This window comes from Winogradskyella wandonensis, assembly GCF_004346845.1.
In the GTDB taxonomy this organism is placed as follows: Bacteria; Bacteroidota; Bacteroidia; order Flavobacteriales; family Flavobacteriaceae; genus Winogradskyella; species Winogradskyella wandonensis.
Genome location: NZ_SMGI01000001.1, coordinates 559203 through 579796, shown reverse-complemented (window position 1 = coordinate 579796; position 20594 = coordinate 559203). Strand labels below are relative to the sequence as shown.

The 20594-nt window shown below is 35.4% G+C and carries 21 protein-coding genes; 7 read left to right on the top strand and 14 right to left on the bottom strand.

Annotated elements, in window-relative coordinates; translation table 11 throughout:
- Positions 1–23 precede the first annotated feature (23 nt).
- The 4 genes from DFQ05_RS02675 to DFQ05_RS02660 all read right to left on the bottom strand — a co-directional run bounded on the left by DFQ05_RS02675 (position 24) and on the right by DFQ05_RS02660 (position 3817).
- Complete coding sequence (locus tag DFQ05_RS02675) at positions 24–362, bottom strand: DUF2853 family protein (protein ID WP_132703312.1); 339 nt, start codon at positions 360–362, stop codon at positions 24–26.
- A 95-nt stretch (positions 363–457) separates the two neighbouring features.
- A complete protein-coding gene (gene menD, locus DFQ05_RS02670; RefSeq protein WP_132703310.1) occupies positions 458–2218 on the bottom strand; it encodes a 2-succinyl-5-enolpyruvyl-6-hydroxy-3-cyclohexene-1-carboxylic-acid synthase in 1761 nt (586 codons plus the stop codon).
- 57 nt (positions 2219–2275) lie between these two features.
- Positions 2276–3391: a chorismate-binding protein gene (locus DFQ05_RS02665; protein WP_132703308.1), complete on the bottom strand. Its 1116-nt coding sequence runs from the start codon at positions 3389–3391 to the stop codon at positions 2276–2278.
- The gene (locus DFQ05_RS02660) at positions 3392–3817 is read right to left on the bottom strand and encodes a PaaI family thioesterase (protein ID WP_132703306.1); all 426 of its coding nucleotides are present in this window, start codon (positions 3815–3817) and stop codon (positions 3392–3394) included.
- 42 nt (positions 3818–3859) lie between these two features.
- Here DFQ05_RS02660 and DFQ05_RS02655 point away from each other — a divergent pair, with 42 nt between their 5' ends.
- Together DFQ05_RS02655 and DFQ05_RS02650 are read left to right on the top strand one after the other, a co-directional pair.
- On the top strand, positions 3860–4510 hold the full coding sequence (locus DFQ05_RS02655; protein ID WP_338419696.1) for an alpha/beta hydrolase: 651 nt from the start codon (positions 3860–3862) through the stop codon (positions 4508–4510).
- Positions 4507–5079: a GNAT family N-acetyltransferase gene (locus DFQ05_RS02650; protein ID WP_132703304.1), complete on the top strand. Its 573-nt coding sequence runs from the start codon at positions 4507–4509 to the stop codon at positions 5077–5079. Before DFQ05_RS02655 ends, DFQ05_RS02650 begins: the two co-directional genes overlap by 4 nt.
- Here DFQ05_RS02650 and DFQ05_RS02645 read toward each other — a convergent pair.
- From DFQ05_RS02645 to dnaK, 7 genes are all read right to left on the bottom strand, one after another.
- Positions 5076–5396 carry a YtxH domain-containing protein gene (locus tag DFQ05_RS02645; protein WP_132703302.1) on the bottom strand — a complete coding sequence of 107 codons (321 nt, stop codon included), beginning with the start codon at positions 5394–5396 and terminating at the stop codon, positions 5076–5078. The genes DFQ05_RS02650 and DFQ05_RS02645 overlap by 4 nt on opposite strands.
- Positions 5397–5475: 79 nt before the next feature.
- Complete coding sequence (locus tag DFQ05_RS02640) at positions 5476–6855, bottom strand: serine hydrolase domain-containing protein (protein ID WP_132703300.1); 1380 nt, start codon at positions 6853–6855, stop codon at positions 5476–5478.
- Positions 6856–7226: 371 nt separating this feature from the next.
- Entirely contained in the window at positions 7227–8132 is a 906-nt protein-coding gene (locus DFQ05_RS02635; protein WP_132703298.1) for a hypothetical protein, read from the bottom strand.
- A gap of 362 nt (positions 8133–8494) precedes the next feature.
- On the bottom strand, positions 8495–9442 hold the full coding sequence (locus DFQ05_RS02630) for an NAD(P)H-dependent flavin oxidoreductase (protein ID WP_132703296.1): 948 nt from the start codon (positions 9440–9442) through the stop codon (positions 8495–8497).
- Positions 9443–9584: 142 nt separating this feature from the next.
- Entirely contained in the window at positions 9585–10814 is a 1230-nt protein-coding gene (locus DFQ05_RS02625; protein WP_132703294.1) for a class I SAM-dependent rRNA methyltransferase, read from the bottom strand.
- Positions 10815–10901: 87 nt separating this feature from the next.
- Complete coding sequence (gene ahr, locus DFQ05_RS02620) at positions 10902–11906, bottom strand: NADPH-dependent aldehyde reductase Ahr (protein ID WP_132703292.1); 1005 nt, start codon at positions 11904–11906, stop codon at positions 10902–10904.
- Between the two features lie 184 nt (positions 11907–12090).
- Positions 12091–13998 carry a molecular chaperone DnaK gene (dnaK, locus tag DFQ05_RS02615; RefSeq protein WP_132703290.1) on the bottom strand — a complete coding sequence of 636 codons (1908 nt, stop codon included), beginning with the start codon at positions 13996–13998 and terminating at the stop codon, positions 12091–12093.
- Positions 13999–14246: 248 nt separating this feature from the next.
- On the opposite strand from dnaK, the gene DFQ05_RS02610 reads away from it, so the two are divergent.
- Entirely contained in the window at positions 14247–14759 is a 513-nt protein-coding gene (locus DFQ05_RS02610; RefSeq protein WP_132703288.1) for a collagen-like triple helix repeat-containing protein, read from the top strand.
- 98 nt (positions 14760–14857) lie between these two features.
- Positions 14858–16282, top strand: coding sequence for an L-serine ammonia-lyase (locus tag DFQ05_RS02605; RefSeq protein ID WP_132703286.1), 1425 nt, complete (start codon positions 14858–14860; stop codon positions 16280–16282).
- Positions 16283–16371: 89 nt separating this feature from the next.
- On the opposite strand, the gene DFQ05_RS02600 is transcribed toward DFQ05_RS02605, so the two are convergent.
- The gene (locus DFQ05_RS02600) at positions 16372–16830 is read right to left on the bottom strand and encodes a nuclear transport factor 2 family protein (RefSeq protein WP_132703284.1); all 459 of its coding nucleotides are present in this window, start codon (positions 16828–16830) and stop codon (positions 16372–16374) included.
- A 228-nt stretch (positions 16831–17058) separates the two neighbouring features.
- On the opposite strand from DFQ05_RS02600, the gene panB reads away from it, so the two are divergent.
- From panB to DFQ05_RS02585, 3 genes are all read left to right on the top strand, one after another.
- Positions 17059–17877, top strand: coding sequence for a 3-methyl-2-oxobutanoate hydroxymethyltransferase (gene panB, locus DFQ05_RS02595; protein ID WP_132703282.1), 819 nt, complete (start codon positions 17059–17061; stop codon positions 17875–17877).
- Between the two features lie 71 nt (positions 17878–17948).
- On the top strand, positions 17949–18302 hold the full coding sequence (locus DFQ05_RS02590; protein ID WP_132703280.1) for a four helix bundle protein: 354 nt from the start codon (positions 17949–17951) through the stop codon (positions 18300–18302).
- Between the two features lie 25 nt (positions 18303–18327).
- On the top strand, positions 18328–19023 hold the full coding sequence (locus DFQ05_RS02585) for an RluA family pseudouridine synthase (protein WP_132703278.1): 696 nt from the start codon (positions 18328–18330) through the stop codon (positions 19021–19023).
- Here DFQ05_RS02585 and DFQ05_RS02580 read toward each other — a convergent pair.
- Both DFQ05_RS02580 and pxpB read right to left on the bottom strand, forming a co-directional pair.
- Complete coding sequence (locus tag DFQ05_RS02580) at positions 19020–19868, bottom strand: 5-oxoprolinase subunit C family protein (protein ID WP_132703276.1); 849 nt, start codon at positions 19866–19868, stop codon at positions 19020–19022. The genes DFQ05_RS02585 and DFQ05_RS02580 overlap by 4 nt on opposite strands.
- A complete protein-coding gene (gene pxpB, locus DFQ05_RS02575; protein ID WP_132703274.1) occupies positions 19861–20589 on the bottom strand; it encodes a 5-oxoprolinase subunit PxpB in 729 nt (242 codons plus the stop codon). Before pxpB ends, DFQ05_RS02580 begins: the two co-directional genes overlap by 8 nt.
- Positions 20590–20594: the final 5 nt, after the last annotated feature.

Genomic DNA, 20594 nt, shown 5'->3' with positions numbered 1-20594 from the left:
TTTGTTATTAAAAATATTTTATTCTAGTAAACAGACTCTTTTTTAAAGTGTTTTACAAGCATATAATAGATAACAGCTCTGTACTTATTTCTGTTAGAACGACCATAAGTTTCTATAACGCTATCGATAGCTTTGTCTAAGTCTGCGCTATCTTTTAACCCTAATTTTTTAATTAAGAAATTGTTTTTTACAGTTGCCAGCTCTTTTTCGTCCGAGCCTGAAACTGTTGCAGCATCAGCGTTATAAATTGATGGTCCTAAACCTACAGTAACTTTTGTTAACAAATCCATATCTGGATTCATTCCGCATTTGTCTTTTAAATCGGCGGCATACTTTGCAATCAGTTCGTCTCTTTTACTCATTTTATAAATTTTTAGGTTAATACATTAATACCTCTTAAAGATAATGAAATTTAACATTCAAAATCAATAGTTTAGGCAAAACATTAGGAATTTTACTACTTTATAAATTTAAAATAGTCTAAGAGAATCGTGTCATTTATTTCTGAAGGCGTAAAAACCTCGAGTAATTTTGGCTTATCGGAAGTCTTATAAAATTCAACTAAAGCATCTTCTAATTCAATTTGATTTGAAGCCGAAACATATTCAAACCCAAACATTTTTGATAAATCTGATGCATTTAAATTATGCTTCGTTTCAAAATACGTATCAAAATTCTCCGTGTTCTTATGACCCGGCAGTATTCTAAAAATACCACCACCAGAATTATTTAAAACAATGATTCTAAAGTCGCTAGGAATGTAATTATTCCAAAGTGCATTACTATCGTAGAAAAAACTTAAATCACCCGTTATAAATGTCACTGGTCTTTCTGAAGCTACTGCTGCACCAACAGCAGTACTCGTGCTGCCATCTATACCACTTGTACCTCGATTACAAAAGACTGTAATATCCTCTCTTAGCTGAAACAATTGTGTATAACGTATCGCAGAACTATTGCCTACTTGTAACTGACTATAACGCGGAATTGATTTTAAAATTGAATTAAAAACTGTAAAGTCCGAATAAGGAATAGTCTTTAAATACTCGTCGTGTAATAGTCTACGTCGTTCTCTAATTTTTAGAAAGTTTGGCTTGTAACTGCTCTTAACAGTTATTTGGTTTTCTCCCAGAAGTGCTTTTAAAAACGTATTTGGTTGAAGCTGAATGTGCTTATCCAAGACAAAAAACGTATCGTTTGCATGATACAAATCGACATGCCAATGGGTTTTTGGCTGAAACGTTCTTAAATAACGTTTTATCCGTTTTGAAACAATTAAACCACCAAAGGTTAACAGAAGTTCTGGCTGAAATAATTTTTGGTCATCGTCATCGAAGGCGGTAATAAGCTTATCTATTCCAGGAAAGATATCTTGATGATGAAGGTTAGACGTTGTTTCCGTTAGAATAATAACACTATCCTCGTTTGCTAGTTCTTCTATCCAACGCTGTTCTACAGAATTTGGTGGCAATACACCCACTAAGACCAACTTACGATTGGCCGTTTTCCACAAGGAACGGCAATCTTCAATCAGGTTTTCATCAATAACCTCATCAATATTTGGAAGTCCAAACGGCACAGGACTAATTGTTAATTCATTTACTCTTTCGTATAAAGGTTCATCAAAAGGTGCATTGATGTGTACTGGACCCGAATTTAAAACGGCTGCATTTAATGCGTTATGTATTTCCGTCTCGTTTTGCGCCTGAAGACCATTCTGAAGCCCCAACAGCTTCTCGACCTTATTCTCGAGATTTTTAAAAAGCGGAACTTCTTCTTTTTGGGGTTGTTGTGCTTCTTCTCTCAAATCAAGTTTTAGATTAGCACTATAAAATACATGCTCCCCATAAACATTTTTCTGCTTAATGGTTTGTCCATCACCAATATCCACCAAATGCTTTGGACGGTCAGCTGAAATAACTACCAAAGGAATTCTACTATAATAGGCCTCTGAAACTGCAGGATAATAGTTTAAAAGTGCGCTCCCAGATGTACAAACTACAGCGGTAAGTTCTTTGGTTTGTTGAGCTATTCCCATAGCAAAAAAAGCGGCGCAGCGTTCATCTACTATGCTGTAACACGTAAAAAAATCGTCATGAGTGAACCCGATTGTAAGCGGTGCATTTCTGCTACCAGGCGATATGATAATATGCTTGATATTATGCGTTTTGCATAAGGTAACAACCGTTTGAGCTAATGGAATTTTAGAGTAGTTCATCTAAGTACAAAAATACGAAGTGCAACGAGGATTATAAAACATAAGTCTGCAATTAACTTATGTTAAGATATTGCCCATTGTTTTTGCTTTATTCTGCGTTTCTTTCCACTCATTATTTGCATCGGAACCTTCGGTTATACCACCACCAACATAAATCTTTGCTTTGCCACCTGTAATCTGTATGCAACGCAAATTCACATAAAAATTAGATTGTTTTTTTACAACACTATACGCATTGTTTTCTACATTTCTTCTGTTTGTATTTCGTGTTTTAGAAAACTGAAGGTTCAATTCACCCAGAAAACCTGTATAAAATTCGCGATTATAGTTTTCGTTATCTAGAATAAATTGCATCGCCTTTTTCTTAGGAAAACCACAAACTGCAGGCGTAGGATGCAATGCCTGTATAATTGATTTAAGCTTTGTTTTCGTAGCTATTCGGCTTATTAGACGTGTTTTAAGATGCCACAGATTTCCAGCTCTAATAGTTTCTACCTCGGAGATATTTGTGTTATCCGTATATGGTGCAATTTGTTCGGCTAAGTAATCCGTAACAATTTGCTGCTCTTTTAATTCTTTCTCTGTCCAAGAAGCTGTTCCATCTACATTAAAGGGCTGAGTACCTGCTAAAGAGATAGTAGTTAGTTGTTGACCTTCTACTTTAAACAACAATTCTGGTGTTGCGCCTAACCATAAACCTACTCTTGGATGGTACCAGCAATAGACCATTGCATTCTTGTAGGTATTAAATAATCGTTTAAAGAGTGTTATTGGATGCTCTGAGACCAACCGTTCTTCACACCGAGAAAGTACAACTTTATCAAGTTGACCAGATTTAATAGCCTCAAGACCCTTTTCTACTAATTGAATGTGTGTTTGCTTTCCAGACGTATTAGATTCGAAGTCTTCATTCTTAACGCTTTCAAGTTGAAGATTCTCTATCTCTAAGACATGATGTTCACATTCGTTCTGTGGTAAAACTATCGCAGGATTATTTAAATCGAAAGGTGAAAACACAAAGCCGCTTTCTTCAAACGTATTGGTTTTATGTAAGGCATCGTCTTTTTGTAACCAACATTTTATAATGGAGTTTATAGGCCGACTGTAAACTACAAAAGGTAATTGAGCGTCGTATTGTTGCTCTAAGCGTTCAAAAAAAGCTGACTCGCTCATCTACTTCTTTTTAGGCAACGTAATGGTTGATAAACGGCAAATAGAGACTAAGTTATCATCCTCATCAGTCACGCGGATATCTATAAGTTGCGTTGTACGCCCACGGTGTAGAAATGACGCTTTTGCGTAAATATAACCTTCTGTTACACTCTTTAAATGGTTTGCTGTAATCTCCAATCCACGTACAAAAAACTCTTCAGTATTTATAAAAATATGAGACGCGAAACTGCCAACACTCTCTGCTAAAGCTGCAGTAGCACCACCATGTAACACACCATCTGGCTGATGTACTCTAGGTGTTACGGGCATACGTGCCGTCAGCGTCTCTTCAGTAAAATCTACAATTTCAATCTCTAAGGTTTCCATCAGCGTATTTTTTCTTGCTGCGTTGGCCTTTTTGAGCAATTCGTCTTTAGATATTTGCATAGTAATGCCTACTTTTAATGTCGGAATGCAAAAATACTGAAAGTGCAAGGAAAAACGAATTTGGAAGAGAAAGAAATCATATACACAACTAGCAACTCATATACTACGTTAAATACAATGTCTAACAACACAAAAAATGTCTGGTTGGTTTTTCATGGTATGGGTTATCTAAGTAAGTATTTTTTAAGATATTTTAAAGACCTAAATCCTGACGAAAACTACATCATAGCTCCGCAAGCGCCAAGTAAGTACTACATTCAACCAAAAATGCATGTTGGCGCTAATTGGCTCACACGTGACAATACGGAAGTTGGTATGCAAAATATACTCAACTATTTAGATGCTGTCCTAGAAGCTGAACAAATTCCAGAGGATAAAAACCTTATTGTCTTCGGTTATTCTCAAGGTGTCAGTATTGCGACTCGATTAGTTGTTAAACGTCAGTTACAACCGTGTCAATTGGTATTGCACTCTGGCGGAATCCCAAAAGAATTAGTAGCGAAAGATTTTGATTATCTACCTGAAGACACCAAAATAAAACTGATTTACGGGACTAAAGATGAATATTTAGATGCCGAAAGAATTGAAATAGAACGTCAACGTGCTAAAGAATTATTCGGAAATCGGTTAGAGGTTTTACCTTTTGATGGGAAGCATGTGGTTAACGTTAATTTTATAAATGCGTTAGTATGATAGTGCCTACGTTAGAAAATAATCGTGTAAAACTTAGCTTACTCGATTTGAGCAATTACGAGCATCTTTTATCTATCGCTCAGCAAAAAGACCTTATCTACTACTCGCCTTCGGATATATCTACACCAGATAAATTACGCAATTATGTGCAGGTAGCTGTAGATGGATATTACCATAAAACTATTATTCCGTTTATTGTTTATGATAAAGAAAAACAAGCCTACGCAGGTTCTACCAGATTTGGATTAATTAATTGGAAAAACAAAATCTTACATATTGGTTGGACATGGATTGCTCATGAATTTCAAGGTACCAAATTAAATGCCAATATGAAGTTTTTAATGTTACAGTATGCCTTTGAAACTTTAGAATTTGAGAAAGTAGAGTTTAGGATTGATGAACGTAATCAGAAATCACGTCGTGCAGTAGAAAAACTAGGTGCTACACTTGAAGGTATCTTAAGAAAAGATACTGTAATGAAAGATGGCTTTCGACGAAGTACGTGTTGTTATGGTATTTTAAAAGAAGAATGGCCGACAATTAAGTCGACCATCTTTAAAAATTTCTAGCTTGGTTGTTGAAGCGTTTTATTCTTCGCTTTAAGAATGGCTAATTGCTTTTCTAAAAACATTATAGCTTTTTCTGCTTTTTGGCTTGCTTTTACTTTTAATTCTTCAATCTCATCACTTAATTTTTCTTTACCTGAAGCTGCTGCTTTGGAAACATCTTCTTTTACTTCTTTAAAATCTGAAACGATTTGCTCTTTAACGTCTTTACCTTCTTTTTTTAATTTAGCTCGCGTATCGCTTCCTTTTTCTGGAGCGATTAACATACCAATACCTGTGCCTATTGCAGTTCCTAATAATAATGCTGGAATATGAATCATAGCTTTTGTTTTTTTTATTGTTGTGTATACTTATAAGACGCTAGAAACTTTAATTTGTTACAAATAAAGACTTTAGCTTTTACTTTTCCTTTTTAAACACAAAACTCTGTCCGCCTTGAGTGAAGTCAATAGTATCATCTTCTAAATTAAAAACCAAGGAAATTCGCGCAGGGTCGAACTTAAAGGTATGATTAGCATAGTTATCTAAAGGAAATGCACCTTGACCATCGCCTTGACCCATTAAGACACCGTCTTTTACGAAGAATTCAATTTTAATAGGAAAGTTTTCGTTTGAAAAAATACCCGTGTATTTCTCTAGTTCTTCTGCTGTAAGGTTAATGGTTTTCTTAATCTCAAGCGGTTCGTTATTAAGAATTTTTCGTACTTCTTTGCTAGGCACAACGTTTAAACCTGTATCGTTATTCTGAAGAATAATAAAGGTTTTGTCATTATCCAATTGACGCTCTATAAATGTAAGATTTCCTGCCCATGACCCCGAGTGGTTAGCTATTCTTCCATATTTCTCAGATTTACCAACGCCCCATCCGAATCCATAGCCAGAGCCTTTTCCGTCTTTAGTGTCTGCTTCATTAAAAATTTGTGCTTTATCGGCATCGTTAACCAATTTATCTGTATACAAAGCTCTATCCCATTTTAGTAAATCGTCTAAAGTAGAATTGACCATACCATCACCTACAATTCCATCGAGATAGTAAAACGGAATCTGATTACCAAAATGCTCTGGTCGCACTTTATTTCCACTATTATCTGCGATATAGCCCAAAGCAATATTGTCGATATCTCTTGGCTCATAACGACTTCTATACACAAAAGTGTTGGTCATCCCAAGTGGTTTAAAATTAGTTTCTGCCAAATGGTCTGTAAAGGATTTCCCTGAAGCACGTTCAATAATACTCGCCAAAAGTGCATAACCTGTGTTGCTATACTGAAACTTTTCGCCTGGCTGAAAATTGGCCTCTGGCCTATGCTCTGCCACAAGTTTTACAATATCTTCATTGGTGGCAAATTTTGATTTATCCCATTTTTGCTGAAACAATCCCATATAATCTGGAAGACCGCCTGTGTGGTTTAATAAGTTTCTAACCGTAACATCACCGTAAAAATCTAACTCAGGAATGTACTTCGAAATTTTATCATCATAATCCAATTTCCCAGCTTTTTGAAGCGTTACAATTCCCATGGCTGTAAATTGCTTGGAAACAGATGCCAACTCAAAAATAGTATTGTTATTAATTTTTTGCTGAGTTTCTTCATTAGCAATACCATAACTCTTTTTGAAAATCACTTCGCCTTTGTCGGCCACTAAAACATTACCGTTAAATTGCTTTTTGGCATATAACGCGGTAAACAAGCTATCTAAACGCTCAGGGCGTTTGTCTTGAGCGATAAGTGTTTGAAACAAAGCAATAGTAAGTAGTAGTAATAATGACTTTTTCATTGATTTTAATTTGAAGATGAATGCAACGCTAAGTTAAGACTTTATATAATAATTTTAATCTTGGGAATTTCTTTTGCGCTTATCGTGTTTGCGTATGATTAGTAGCGTGTTTAAGAACCTAATTTAGCAAATAAAAACCGAATAGACACGAACGAAGTGAACTGTGCATAGCAAAAATCCGCTAGACACGAGCACGAAGTACGAACTGTGCGAAAGCAAATTTTCGTAAGTAGGCGAGAACAAGACATTGATTATACACGGTGTTGTAGCCAGTTATTTTATTCGATTTATTGGATTTTCAATTTGTAATTCTATGTTCTTGAGTTGGTTTTGCCAAGTCGATTTTTCTATAAAAGAGATATATTCTATCATTACCTATCATCTTTTTTAATTATTTCTGAAGCTGTTACTTTATCAGTATATAGGATATGTGTATATTCATTTTGCTCTTCAGGAAATTTCTTATATAAAAACATATCATGGGATAAGGTAGTATTATAGATATTATTCTCTCTTTCAATAGTGCGAATTTTTAAACCTGTACCGTCATTATTTAACATGCTGCCTTCACTAAATACATGATTAATGGACATGATTTTTTTAGAATTAAAATTAAGAGAATCTTTTAACAAGTAACCTCCAATTCTTACTTTGTCAAAAAGGGGTGTAAAAGAATTATGTACATTTCCTGTTAGAGTGACGATTTTGGTATTCGGATATTTATTATGGATGTTACGTATTTCCCTGTACATGGACGAATCTCTGGGTGAAGACGGGTAAGAATTATCAATGAATTTTAAAATGATTCTTTCATTTTTAATGCTCTTATGTACTAAATCAAGCCATGCTACACCATTTCTACCATCAAAATTTTTTCTGCGGAAGAAATCCAATTCTTTTAATTGGGAAATTGACATATCGTCTGACAAGTTATTCATAAGTGAAGAACGAATTTCCATAGCCATTATCACATTGTCTTCGTGTTTAGTAATAAGTTCACATAACCCATAAGCAAATTCAGCAGGTTCATTGGTTCCGTGCATTTCCCCAATCATTAATATTTCAAAATTTGCAATTTCATCATATATCTTGTTGCTCAACTTTGATAAGCTCTTAATTGGTATCGCATTCTCTTTCAAATCCTTTTGCTCTTCTGTCATTTCTGCAGAATTTTCAATAGTATTTGATGTTTCATCAGATGTTGTTTGTTTTTCTGTATTTTCTTTACAAGAAGTTAATCCAAGTAGAATAATAAATAGAAGTAAGACTTTTTTCATTTATAATGATATTTTAATTCTACAAACGTAGAGATTTCATTTAACTTCTACAAATGTAGAATAAGATTTTTTTAAGTCTTGATTTTCAATTGGCTACAATGTTAAGACATGAATCGTTAATAATGATATATATCGATTGATAAGCGAAGCTAGATTTTTGCATTCTAAATATCAATAAGCAAAAGTCATGACTTATAAACAGTTATCAACAATAACGCACACTAATCAAACACATGGTCTTTGTAATCTGCCTACCATTTTGGGATATCAACTTTAGGTTTCCGGCAGATGTAAAGATGTTAAAAAGAAGAAAAAAATACCAAAATTTCGTTGATACTTAAATCTGTCCTAAAATAAATTTGTTAGTTAATAAGCTTAGCCACAATATCTTTTACAGGAAGTATTTCCTTAGTATGCTCTATACTTGGTCCAGCCACCCAAACGGTTTTGTAAGTCGCTTTCTTGGCAGCTTTTTCTGTGGCTTTCATACCAATTGAAAACCGTATCATCTTCACCCATTTTTTGAGTTTTCGGTTTTTATTTAAAACAGATTCTAGCCAAGTTTGCTTAGTTCCTATTTTCTGAACATAAGGTGTATTAATCACCGTACACGGTGTACCAGAAATGCGCTCTGTCATTACAATATCGTCTGCGCCGTAATCTACACAGGCTTGCTTGTACTCGTCAGTTACTCCTGCCTCTATTGAAGCTATAAATGGGCTACCAACGGAAACACCTTCCGCGCCGTAACTTAACATTTTATCAATATCTGCTTTACAACCTACACCGCCTGCAGAAATCACAGGAATGGACAATTCTTTACTTAGTAATCCTGTTAACTCTTCTGGCGTCATATTACCGCGGTGACCACCAGCTTCGTTATTAACAGCAATGGCTGCATCTGCACCTAAACCTTCTACCTTTTTAGCAAATTTTAAATCTACTACATCACAAAATACTTTAATTCCAGCTTTGTGTGCTTGTTTAATGGTTTCCTCTGGGCTTCCTAATGATGTAATGATAAAGTCGCAACCTTCTTCGCATAGGACTTCTAATTGCCCTTTATACTTTACGTTAGATTTATTTACAATTAAATTAAATCCAAATGAACCGCCTTCAACCTTGTTAGCATGTAACTCTTTTATCGCTGCTCTTAACTCTTCTAATGTTCTATAATTTAAAGCTGGAATACAACCTGCAATACCTGCATTCATAGCTTCTGTTACCATAGCTACGTTAGAAACTAAAAACATAGGTGCTTGGATTATTGGGTATTTTATGTTGAGTAATTGGGTAAGTTTTGTTTGCATATTTATTTCTCACGGAAGTGAGGATTTTTAAATGTTACACACTATTTATTTTAATTATGAAGACCTTTCGACTGCGCTCAAGGTGACAGAGTTAATTTATTTACAAATATAAATTAAATTTTATTATGCATGCATAATAATTTTATTCTAAGAAGCGGTAATATCCACACTTTAAATAAGCGCCTTCAGCAAAGGTTACTGGATGGTCAATATCATGTTTGGTTTTGAGTTGTGTTTCAAACAATCTCGGCTGCGCATTCAGTACACGTTGATTTAAATCAAAAAAAGACTGCGCTAATATTCTAGATGAACAAGAGGCTAAAACCAATACCCCTTTTTTAGCTGTGAGACGAATACCTAAATCGGCTAGTTGTGCGTACTTCTTTTTAGCTAAATCAATTTCAGATTTTTGTTTTACAAAACTTGGTGGGTCAATCACTACAACATCATATCGTTTTCCACGTTTAATGAGGTCTTCCATTTCTTGAAACGCGTCTCCTGAAATGGTTTTATGAATGCCTTGGTAGTCATTCAACTTTCCGTTTTCTACAGCCATGTCTAAAGCCTGCTTGCTAATATCTAAACTCGTCACCTCATCAGCGCCATTAGCCAGAGCATGTACCGAAAAACCTCCGGCATACGAGAACACATCTAAAACCGTTTTACCTTTGCTCAGCTCACCTACACGTCTGCGATTATTGCGATGGTCTAGAAAGTAACCTGTTTTATGACCTTTGATAACATTTGCTGAAAAATTAATGCCATGTTCCACAAAATGAACGACTTCATTTTCTAGGACGCCATAAACCACATCACCATCTTTCAAATTATAATTATTGCTATTTTGAAGATTACGACTCAGACGAATTACAATGGTTTTTGCTTCAGAGACATCTTGTAAACTTTTTAAAATGGGTTCGAGATACGGTAACCAAATTTCAGAATATAATTTAATGACTAAAACCTCAGCATATACATCAGCTATCAAACCAGGAAAACCGTCATTTTCTCCAAAAAGTAAACGGTAACTATTGGTATTGGTTGCTAATAATTCAGCTCGTAAGGCAAAAGCCTTTTCAATTTTATCATGAAAAAATTCAGCATTTATTTCTGCCTTAGTCTGTGCATTATGAATGACTTTTATTCGGATAGGCGATTTCTCATCATACAAACCTATACCAACAACTTTATTTTTATTCTTGCTGAAAATAATAGCTAAATCACCCGTCTTTGCATCTTCATTAACCTTAACAATACTATTAGAAAACACCCAAGGGTGACCTTTTACAACAGACTGTTCGCCTTTTGCATTTAATTTTACGGCCAAGCGCTTAGGCTGATAATTAGATTTTATTTTTAATGAAAAAGACATTTCTTTTAGTTTGAATGCAAAGTAAAACTAATAAACGAAAAAAGCGTAATCGTTTGGACTACGCTTGTGACTTAGTGAGCATTTATTTTAGGCTTTAAGAACCAGCCTAAAACGGGCTTTCCCATCATGCAGATGCTTAATTGCTTTATTAACGTCTTCCATTTTAAATTCTTCAACCGTAGGGTAAATATCATGACGCACACAGAATTCTAGCATTTTTCGTGTAAGCGCTATACTTCCTAATGGACTTCCTCCAACAGATTTTTCGCCAGAAATCATACTAAAGGCTGGTATTTCCATAGGCTCTAATACGGCACCAACCGTATGTAATTTACCTTGTGGCGCTAATGTGGTTAAATAGGCATCCCAATCTAATTTTACATTGGTTGTATTTAAAATAAAATCTAAAGTTCCTGCGATACGTTCTAACTCATCGGAGTTTGTCGAATCTACAACATTATGAGCACCCATTTTTTTAAGAGCATCTTCTTTACTCTTATTAGATGTAAATGCTGTAACCTCACATCCCCAAGCTTTTAAAAACTTTAGAGCCATGTGTCCTAAGCCTCCAATACCAATCACACCAACCTTGTCTGTTGGTTTAACGCCTGATAAAACAATTGGATTAAAAACCGTTATTCCACCACAGAATAAAGGTCCGGCTTTTGACATATCGATGCCTTCTGGTAAGATTGTTGCCCATGACCAATGACCACGAACCACATCTGCAAATCCACCATGACGACCTACAATTGTGGCCTCTGCCGTATTACACAAATGTTGCTTTCCATCCATACATTGATTGCAATGCATACAAGATGCACTGTACCATCCCATGCCTACCTTATCTCCTTTTTTTAAGCCTTTGACCTCGCTACCAACATTGATAACCTCACCTACAATCTCGTGCCCTGGAACCAACGGATACTCGGACATGCCCCAATCGTTATTAATCATACTTATATCGCTATGACATAAGCCACAATAATCCACCTTAATATCTACTTGCTCTTTACCGATATCACCGAGCTCGTACTCGAATGGTTGTAATTCTCCTTTTGCTTCTTTTGCTGCGTATGCTTTTACTTTCATGTGTTTAATTTTTGTATTAGTTTCTTTTAATATAAGGATATGCTGAAATGTATGTATTAATATCGTGTTAAGATTAGTAATAAAAAAACGCAACCGAATTAACGGTTGCGCTTTTAATTTTATGAGATGCTGAAATAAATTCAGCATAAGTTCGATAACGCAAATCACAGATTTGCTATCTCACTTACTTTACTTCCTCAAAGTCTACATCCTCCACATCACTACTCTCATCAGCTGGCTGACCTTGTGTACCAGCATCTGGTCCAGGTTGAGCGCCACCTTGAGCTTCGGCTTGTGCTTTGTACATCTCTTCAGAAGCGACTTTCCAAGCTTCATTTATTTTCTCTAAAGCTGGCTCGATAACAGCGATATCTTTAGTCTCGTACGCTTTCTTTAATTCTTCTAGCGCATCTTCGATTGGCTTTTTCTTATCATCTGATAATTTATCACCAAACTCAGACAACTGATTCTCTGTTTGGAAAATCATAGCATCCGCTTGATTTAACTTTTCAGCTGTTTCTTTTGCCTTAGCATCTGCATCTGCATTAGCTTCTGCTTCAGCTTTCATTTTTGCAATTTCTTCTTCTGTCAATCCAGAAGAGGCTTCGATACGGATATCTTGTTTCTTTCCTGTTGCTTTATCTTCAGCAGACACTTTAATGATACCATTGGCATCGATATCAAAGGTTACTTCAATCTGAGGTACGCCTCGTTTTGCTGGTGGAATTCCATCTAAGTGGAAACGACCGATTGTTTTGTTATCTGCTGCCATAGGACGTTCACCTTGTAATACGTGAATTTCTACCGATGGCTGATTATCTGCTGCAGTTGAGAATACTTGTGACTTTTTAGTTGGGATTGTTGTGTTAGCTTCAATCAACTTTGTCATTACATTACCCATAGTTTCAATACCAAGCGATAATGGTGTAACATCTAATAAAAGAACATCTTTAACATCACCTGTTAATACACCACCTTGAATACCTGCTCCTAGAGATACAACTTCATCTGGGTTTACACCTTTACTTGGCGCTTTTCCGAAGAATTTCTCTACAGCTTCTTGTACTGCTGGGATACGTGTAGAACCACCAACTAAGATAATCTCATCAATATCTGATTTTGATAAACCTGCAGCTTTTAACGCTGACTCACATGGCTCTATAGTTCTTTTAATTAAATCGTCAATTAACTGCTCGAATTTAGAACGTGTTAATGCACGTACCAAGTGCTTTGGTCCACTTGCCGTTGCAGTAACGTATGGCAAGTTAATTTCAGTTTGAGACGAAGACGATAATTCAATCTTAGCTTTTTCAGCCGCTTCTTTAAGACGTTGTAAAGCCATTGGGTCTTTACGTAAGTCCATATCTTCATCTTTGATAAACTCTTCTGCTAACCAATCGATAATTCTTTCATCTACATCGTCACCACCTAAGTGCGTGTCACCATCTGTAGATAATACTTCGAATACACCATCTCCTAACTCAAGAATAGAAACATCGTGTGTACCACCACCAAAATCGAAAACTACGATTTTTTGGTCAGTACCTTTTTTGTCCATACCGTAGGCTAAAGCTGCTGCTGTAGGCTCGTTGATGATACGCTCTACTTTAAGACCTGCAATTTCGCCAGCTTCTTTAGTCGCTTGTCTTTGTGCATCGTTAAAATATGCTGGTACGGTAATAACTGCTCTAGATACATCTGCACCTAAATAATCCTCAGCAGTTTTCTTCATTTTCTGAAGAATCATAGCAGATAATTCTTGTGGTGTGTATAAACGACCATCGATATCTACTCGTGGAGTATCATTATCTCCTTTAACCACTTTATAAGGTACGCGTTCTGCTTCATTCTTAGATTCAGAATACTTATTACCCATAAAACGTTTAATAGAATAAACTGTTTTTTGTGGATTTGTTACGGCTTGTCTTTTTGCTGGGTCACCAACTTTAATTTCACCACCTTCGACGAAAGCAATGACCGAAGGCGTTGTACGTTTACCTTCTGCATTAGGGATTACAACAGGCTCATTACCTTCCATTACTGAAACGCAAGAGTTGGTTGTTCCTAAATCAATTCCAATAATCTTACTCATAATTTGTTTATAGTTTTAATAGTTTCTACCTCGGTAGAAATTGTAATGTGATTCATTAAATAATTCGATTTCTATAAGTCAATGATTATGCCATCGAAAAAAATATGACATGATGTCACATTTGTGAATTTGAATTCGAAACGGAACTTGAAATTTGAAAAATGTATTATCCAATTTCGACTTCGATTTCATATTCGACTTTATTTATGGTATGACATTTGATACATCTAAGAAAAACCTTAGAAATTATGAAACGTATACTTACACTTATTACCGCATTTACTCTAGTATTTACAGCATGTGAAGGTCCGCAAGGTCCTCCAGGATTTGATGGCTTTGATGGTCAAGATGGACGCGATGGGATAGCCATTCCTCCATCTTTTGAGATAGTGGTAGATTTTAACGCTGCGAATAATTACGAATATGTAGAAGCTTATGGTTTTGACGTATCACAAACAGATATTACACTTGTTTATATTTTATGGGATACTCTTGATGATGGTACAGAAATTTGGCGTTTGATGCCGCAGACTGTAATTTTTGAAGATGGTAATGATTTAGTGTATAATTTTGATTTTACACTATTTGATGTAAGATTCTTTTTAGAAGGTTCTGATTTAGATGGTTTGGCTAATGTATGGACCCAAGACCAAGTTTTTAGAGTTGTTGTAATACCAGCAAATAATGTGGGTCGTGCAGATTATTCCGATATTAATAGCGTTATAGAGACATACAATATTGAAAGTTTTCCTAGACGATAATTAATAACTACAGAAACATTAAAAGTCTGAATAAAAATTCAGGCTTTTTTTATTACAACAAGCTGTATATTTGCCGCGAAACTAAATCGATTTCGTTGATGGAAAGTATTTCTGTTTTTGATATGCTAAGTATTGGTGTTGGGCCATCAAGCTCTCACACTTTAGGGCCATGGCGTGCTGCAAATACTTGGATAGACAAATTGCAACGTTTAGAGCAATTTACTATGGTAGATTCTATTTCTGTAGAACTCTACGGTTCTTTATCATTAACAGGTAAAGGTCATGCAACCGATGTTGCCGTAATTATGGGGTTGTTAGGAACGGACCCAGTAACTTTCCCCATACATGAGATAAGCCATCAGGTTGAAATTGTTAAAAGTTCAAAAACACTTCATTTAAATTCAGAAAAACCAATTCCTTTTGATTTTGAAAGCGCTATTAGGTTCAACAGAAAGTTTTTAAAATTTCATCCTAACGGAATAACGTTTAGAGCCACACTCAGAAATGGTAAAAAAGTATCTGACACCTATTACTCTATCGGTGGCGGATTTATAGTTCAACAAGAACGAAAACGCGCCAAACGCCAAATCGAAAGATTCTCTTTATTCCCATATCCTGTTGAAAAAGCCACTCAGCTTATAGATTATTGTCACGCAGAGAATTTATCAATAAGTCAATTAGTTTTAAAAAACGAATTATCACTAAGAACACTCGATAGAATTGATGAAAAATTAAAAGCCATCTGGGATGTGATGTTAGACAGCATGTATGTGGGTTGTCATACACAAGGTATTTTACCAGGAGGACTTAATGTAAGGCGTCGTGCTTTTGAGTCTCACGAAAAGCTTAAAGGTGACATTGCCTATACTAATCCTGTAGAATGGATTAAAGCCATAAGAAATACTGAAGTAAAATTTAGACAAATACTTAAGTGGGTGTCCTGTTTTGCTTTAGCAGTTAACGAAGTTAATGCCTCACTAGGTCGTGTTGTAACGGCACCTACCAACGGAAGTGCTGGTGTTATTCCTGCAGTATTGATGTACTACCTCGTAATTGAAAACCACGATGGTAATTTTGATGATATTAAAAAGTTTTTATTGGTTGCTGGAGAAATAGGTAGCTTATTTAAAAAAGGCGCTACGATTTCTGCAGCAATGGGTGGTTGCCAAGCCGAAATTGGTGTATCTTCTGCCATGGCTGCTGGAGCACTAACGGAACTTATGGGCGGTACACCTGAGCAAGTTTTAATGGCAGCAGAAATTGCTATGGAGCATCATTTAGGATTAACCTGTGACCCGATTGCAGGCCTCGTACAAATCCCATGTATAGAACGTAATGCTATGGGCGCCATTAAAGCTATAAATGCCTGTGAAATGGCACTAGATGGCGACCCAAAAGATGCAAAAATTCCATTAGACAAAGTAATTGCTACCATGTGGGAAACCGCAAAAGATATGACAACCAAATACAAAGAAACCAGCGAAGGCGGCTTGGCAGTTCAGGTTAATATTAGTGATTGTTAATCTTTTAGGATTATAAGACCACTAGATTTTTAGATTAATTAGATTTTTGTCTGTTTGAAGAAGTATTTTCTAATTTATCTAAGCTTCTATTACTGACATCCTTGACGTCGTCGTGTGTCTACCAAATAGATAATTTTCCAATCGTTGTCTTCCTTAACTAATTGAAAGGAGTTAACACCGCAGTGACTAAAATTACCATTAAACCAAAACTCGTAAGGCGTCCAAGCATTAGCCATTTTACCATCTACTTGAATTTTATAGTCTAAGAGCTTTTCTTCAAAGGTCTTATCCTTTGGTATGCCTGCGATATTTTTTATAAAAGCGTAATAATCGTTTTCATCTAAACGTGTTTTACCTTCTTTGGTAACAGAGATTGATTGCATAGTTATATTGCCCTTTGCCATTGATTTTAACTTTACAGTATCTTGTTTATGGAAAGCATCAAAAAAATCAATTATAGTCTGTTTGACATCCGCTTCTTCTGAGTTTTGGGCAGAGCCAACCAAAAAAGCCATAAGAGTTATTAGTGTGAGTATTTGTTTTTTCATAATACAGATTGATTTATTTGATTTCAAAGTACCTTCAAAATGGTATTTCATCTTAAAGTTAAACAAAAGTTTAACAAATCTGATTATTTTTACAGCAGATAGAGATTAAACCTCTACTTAGAAAATTAAAAAAACACTGTCGCTTTAAACGGAATTGAAACTCATCTTTTAACCCTAGTTTTTAAAAGACCTTTCGACTGCGCTCAAGCTGACATTATTAAACAACATATGTCTGTAGCCAAAAAAGAATATAAAAGAATTACTGTAAAGACTTTGGTAGATATGAAGTCTAAAGGCGAAAAAATATCTATGCTTACTGCTTACGATTATACCATGGCAAAGATTGTAGATGGTGCAGGGATTGATGTTATTTTGGTCGGCGACTCTGCAAGTAATGTTATGGCTGGTCACGAAACGACGTTACCAATAACTCTAGACCAAATGATTTACCATGCATCATCTGTTGTAAGAGCTATTGAGCGTGCTTTAGTGGTCGTTGATTTACCCTTCGGAACCTATCAAAGTGACCCGAAAGAGGCGTTGCGTTCTGCAATTAGAATTATGAAAGAATCCGGAGGTCACGCCGTAAAACTCGAAGGTGGTAAAGAAATTAAAGAATCTATAAAACGAATTCTAAATGCTGGTATTCCTGTAATGGGTCATTTAGGTTTAACGCCACAATCCATCTATAAATTTGGGACGTATACCGTAAGAGCCAAGGAAGAACAAGAAGCGCTTCAACTAAAAGAAGATGCCCTAATGCTTGAGCGTGCTGGCTGCTTCGCTATCGTTTTAGAAAAGATTCCTGCCGCTTTGGCAAAAGAAGTTGCTAAAAGCGTTTCTATTCCTGTAATAGGCATCGGTGCTGGTGATGGTGTGGATGGACAAGTATTAGTGCTTCATGATATGATTGGAATGACACACGAGTTTAATCCTAGATTTTTACGTCGTTATATGAATCTTTACGAAGAAATGACAGCCGCGATTAGCCAATATGTCCAAGATGTGAAGTCGATGGATTTCCCAAATGAAAAGGAGCAGTATTAATAAAGATTGTTGGATTGTTAGATTTCTCAAGTAAACCTTTAAGTAATAACTGAAAGAACATTTAATTCTGAATGCATAGATTTAAAGATTTAGAAATATGGAAGAAAAGCAGGTTATTTTGCTCTACCATATATGAAATAACCCCTAGTTTTCCAGAATCTGAAAAATTTGGATTAACAAATCAACTTAGGCGTGCTGCTGTCTCTATTCCTTCAAACATAGCTGAAGGTTCCTCTAGACTATCAAATAAAGATTTTTCAAGATTTTTACAAATAACTTTAGGCTCTGCTTACGAAATCGAAACACAATTGTTAATTGCTTTCGATTTAAAACTTATAAATGATGGAGAATTAAATACGCTTCTGAAAGAATTAAATGCCATCGTTAAAATGACTTCAAAGTTTAAATCAACTCTTAAGGTCTAAAAATCTAACAATCCAGAAATCTAAAATGTCGAAGACATTATCTAATATATCTAACCTCGAAGTTCTCTACGAAGACAACCATATCATCGTCGTAAACAAACGTGCTGGAGATATTGTACAAGGTGATAAAACGGGCGACAAACCCCTTAGCGACGTTGTAAAAGACTATATTGCCAAGAAATATAATAAGCCTGGTAATGTCTATTTAGGTGTTGTACATCGGTTAGATAGACCTACAACTGGCATTGTATTATTTGCTAAAACAAGTAAAGCGTTACCAAGATTAAATAAATTGTTCGCAGAGAAAAAAGCGAATAAAACCTATTGGGCATTGGTAAAGAACGTTCCTCCAAAACCTAAAGATACTTTAACGAACTGGTTACGAAAAAACCCTAAAAACAATAAGTCTACAGCTTATAAAAAGGAAATTGAAAATAGTAAAAAAGCCATACTTCATTACCAGACCATAAGACACCTAGATAATTATATTCTTTTAGAAGTAAATTTAGAAACTGGCAGACACCACCAAATACGTTGTCAATTAGCCAGTATCGGATGCCCAATTAAAGGTGACTTGAAGTATGGTTTTGACAGAAGTAACCAAGACAAAAGCATTAGTCTTCATGCGAGAAAACTAGAATTTATACATCCTGTAAAAAAAGAACCCATCAGCATTATTGCTCCGCTTCCAAAAGACCCAATTTGGGATGCCTGCCTCTAATCGATAAAATTAAAAACTACAGTATCATTTTCCTTTTTCTGAGCTAATAAGTTTATTGAAGACTCTGATAATTGCAACACTCTGGGATAACCGCCTGTTGTTTGACAATCGCGCATCAAAACAATCAAACCTCCAGAAGGTGTTAACTGCACAGTACCAGGTAATACAGGTCCTGTTAAGATAGAGGGCAAATCATTTTCTATCTGAGGTAACAACTGATAAGCCATTCTATTGTAAAGATTAGACACTTTAAATGAAGAATTAAATAACTGGTCCTTTTGCTGAGTTGACAGTAAGCTAAACTCTGGCCCCAAGAAAACATTTAATACTTCCGAAGAGAAATTAAATGGCTTTAATTTAGAGTATTGTTTTTCGAAATTTCCTTCTGTACTGAAAGTGTATATCTTTAGTACGTCCCCATTTTTAATGACACTTTGAGGTGTAATTCCTGAATAATAACTTCTGCTACCTAATAGCACATCTGTATTAAAACCACCTTTGACTGCTAAATAGGTGTGCAAACCATTTTTTGAAGCGCTAAAAGTTAAAATATCTTCACTTTCGATTGCGTATAATTGATTGTTAGCAATAGCTTGTCCGTTAAGCGTCGGTGACATATTTGCACCAGTAATCGCAATTTGGGTAGGTACTAAAAATTGAAGTTTTGTACCAATAAGTGCCATTTCTAATACAGCATCGCTATCAGCGTTTCCTAAAAGTGCATTGGCTAATTTTGAAGAATATAAGTCCATAGAACCAGCAACCGGCACACCAAATTCTCTAAAACTAGTTCTTCCTAAATCTTGGATAGATGATGAGATTCCCGCCTTTAAAACCTTAATCATAACTACTAGATTTAAGTTTAAAAATGCCCTGCTTTACCTCTTCACTAATTCGCAAATATTCGAATTTTGAAATAGCCTTAAATCTTATTTTATCTCCAGCTTTTGCAAAGCAAATACAATCGCTTTTTGGGTCAAAAAAATCGATTGGTGATTGCCCAATAATATGCCACCCACCAGGACTGTTTTGAGGATATATTCCAGTCTGATTTCCACCGATACCAACAGCACCTTTTTTGATGTTTAAATGAGGTGTAGATTTACGATTTATATGTAAGGATTTATCCAGGCCACCTAAGTACAAAAAGCCAGGCAGAAAACCTACAAAATAAACGGTGTATATTTGTTGAGAATGTAGATAAATAATTTCAGATTTAGAAAGTGATTTTGCACTGGAGAGGTTTTCTAAATCAATACCAAATTCATCATGATAGCAAACCGGAATTTCCCAAAGTGTAGAGCTGCGTTGCTTGCTCGTATCTATTTGTAAATACGCCTCTTTTAAGTCTGAAATCTTATCATTGATGTTTTCTATAGTAAAGTTATAACTTACTAATATTGAATTGTATGTGCTAACTATCTCAACTTTTAATTTAACTAATTTATTTTGAAGGTATTGTTTGTAATTTATAATATCACTGAGTATACTTTCATCAATTTTTGATGGCCATTCTATAAGAATTGAGCGTTCTCCAAAGCGACTATATTTTAATTGAAATTTCAAAATTA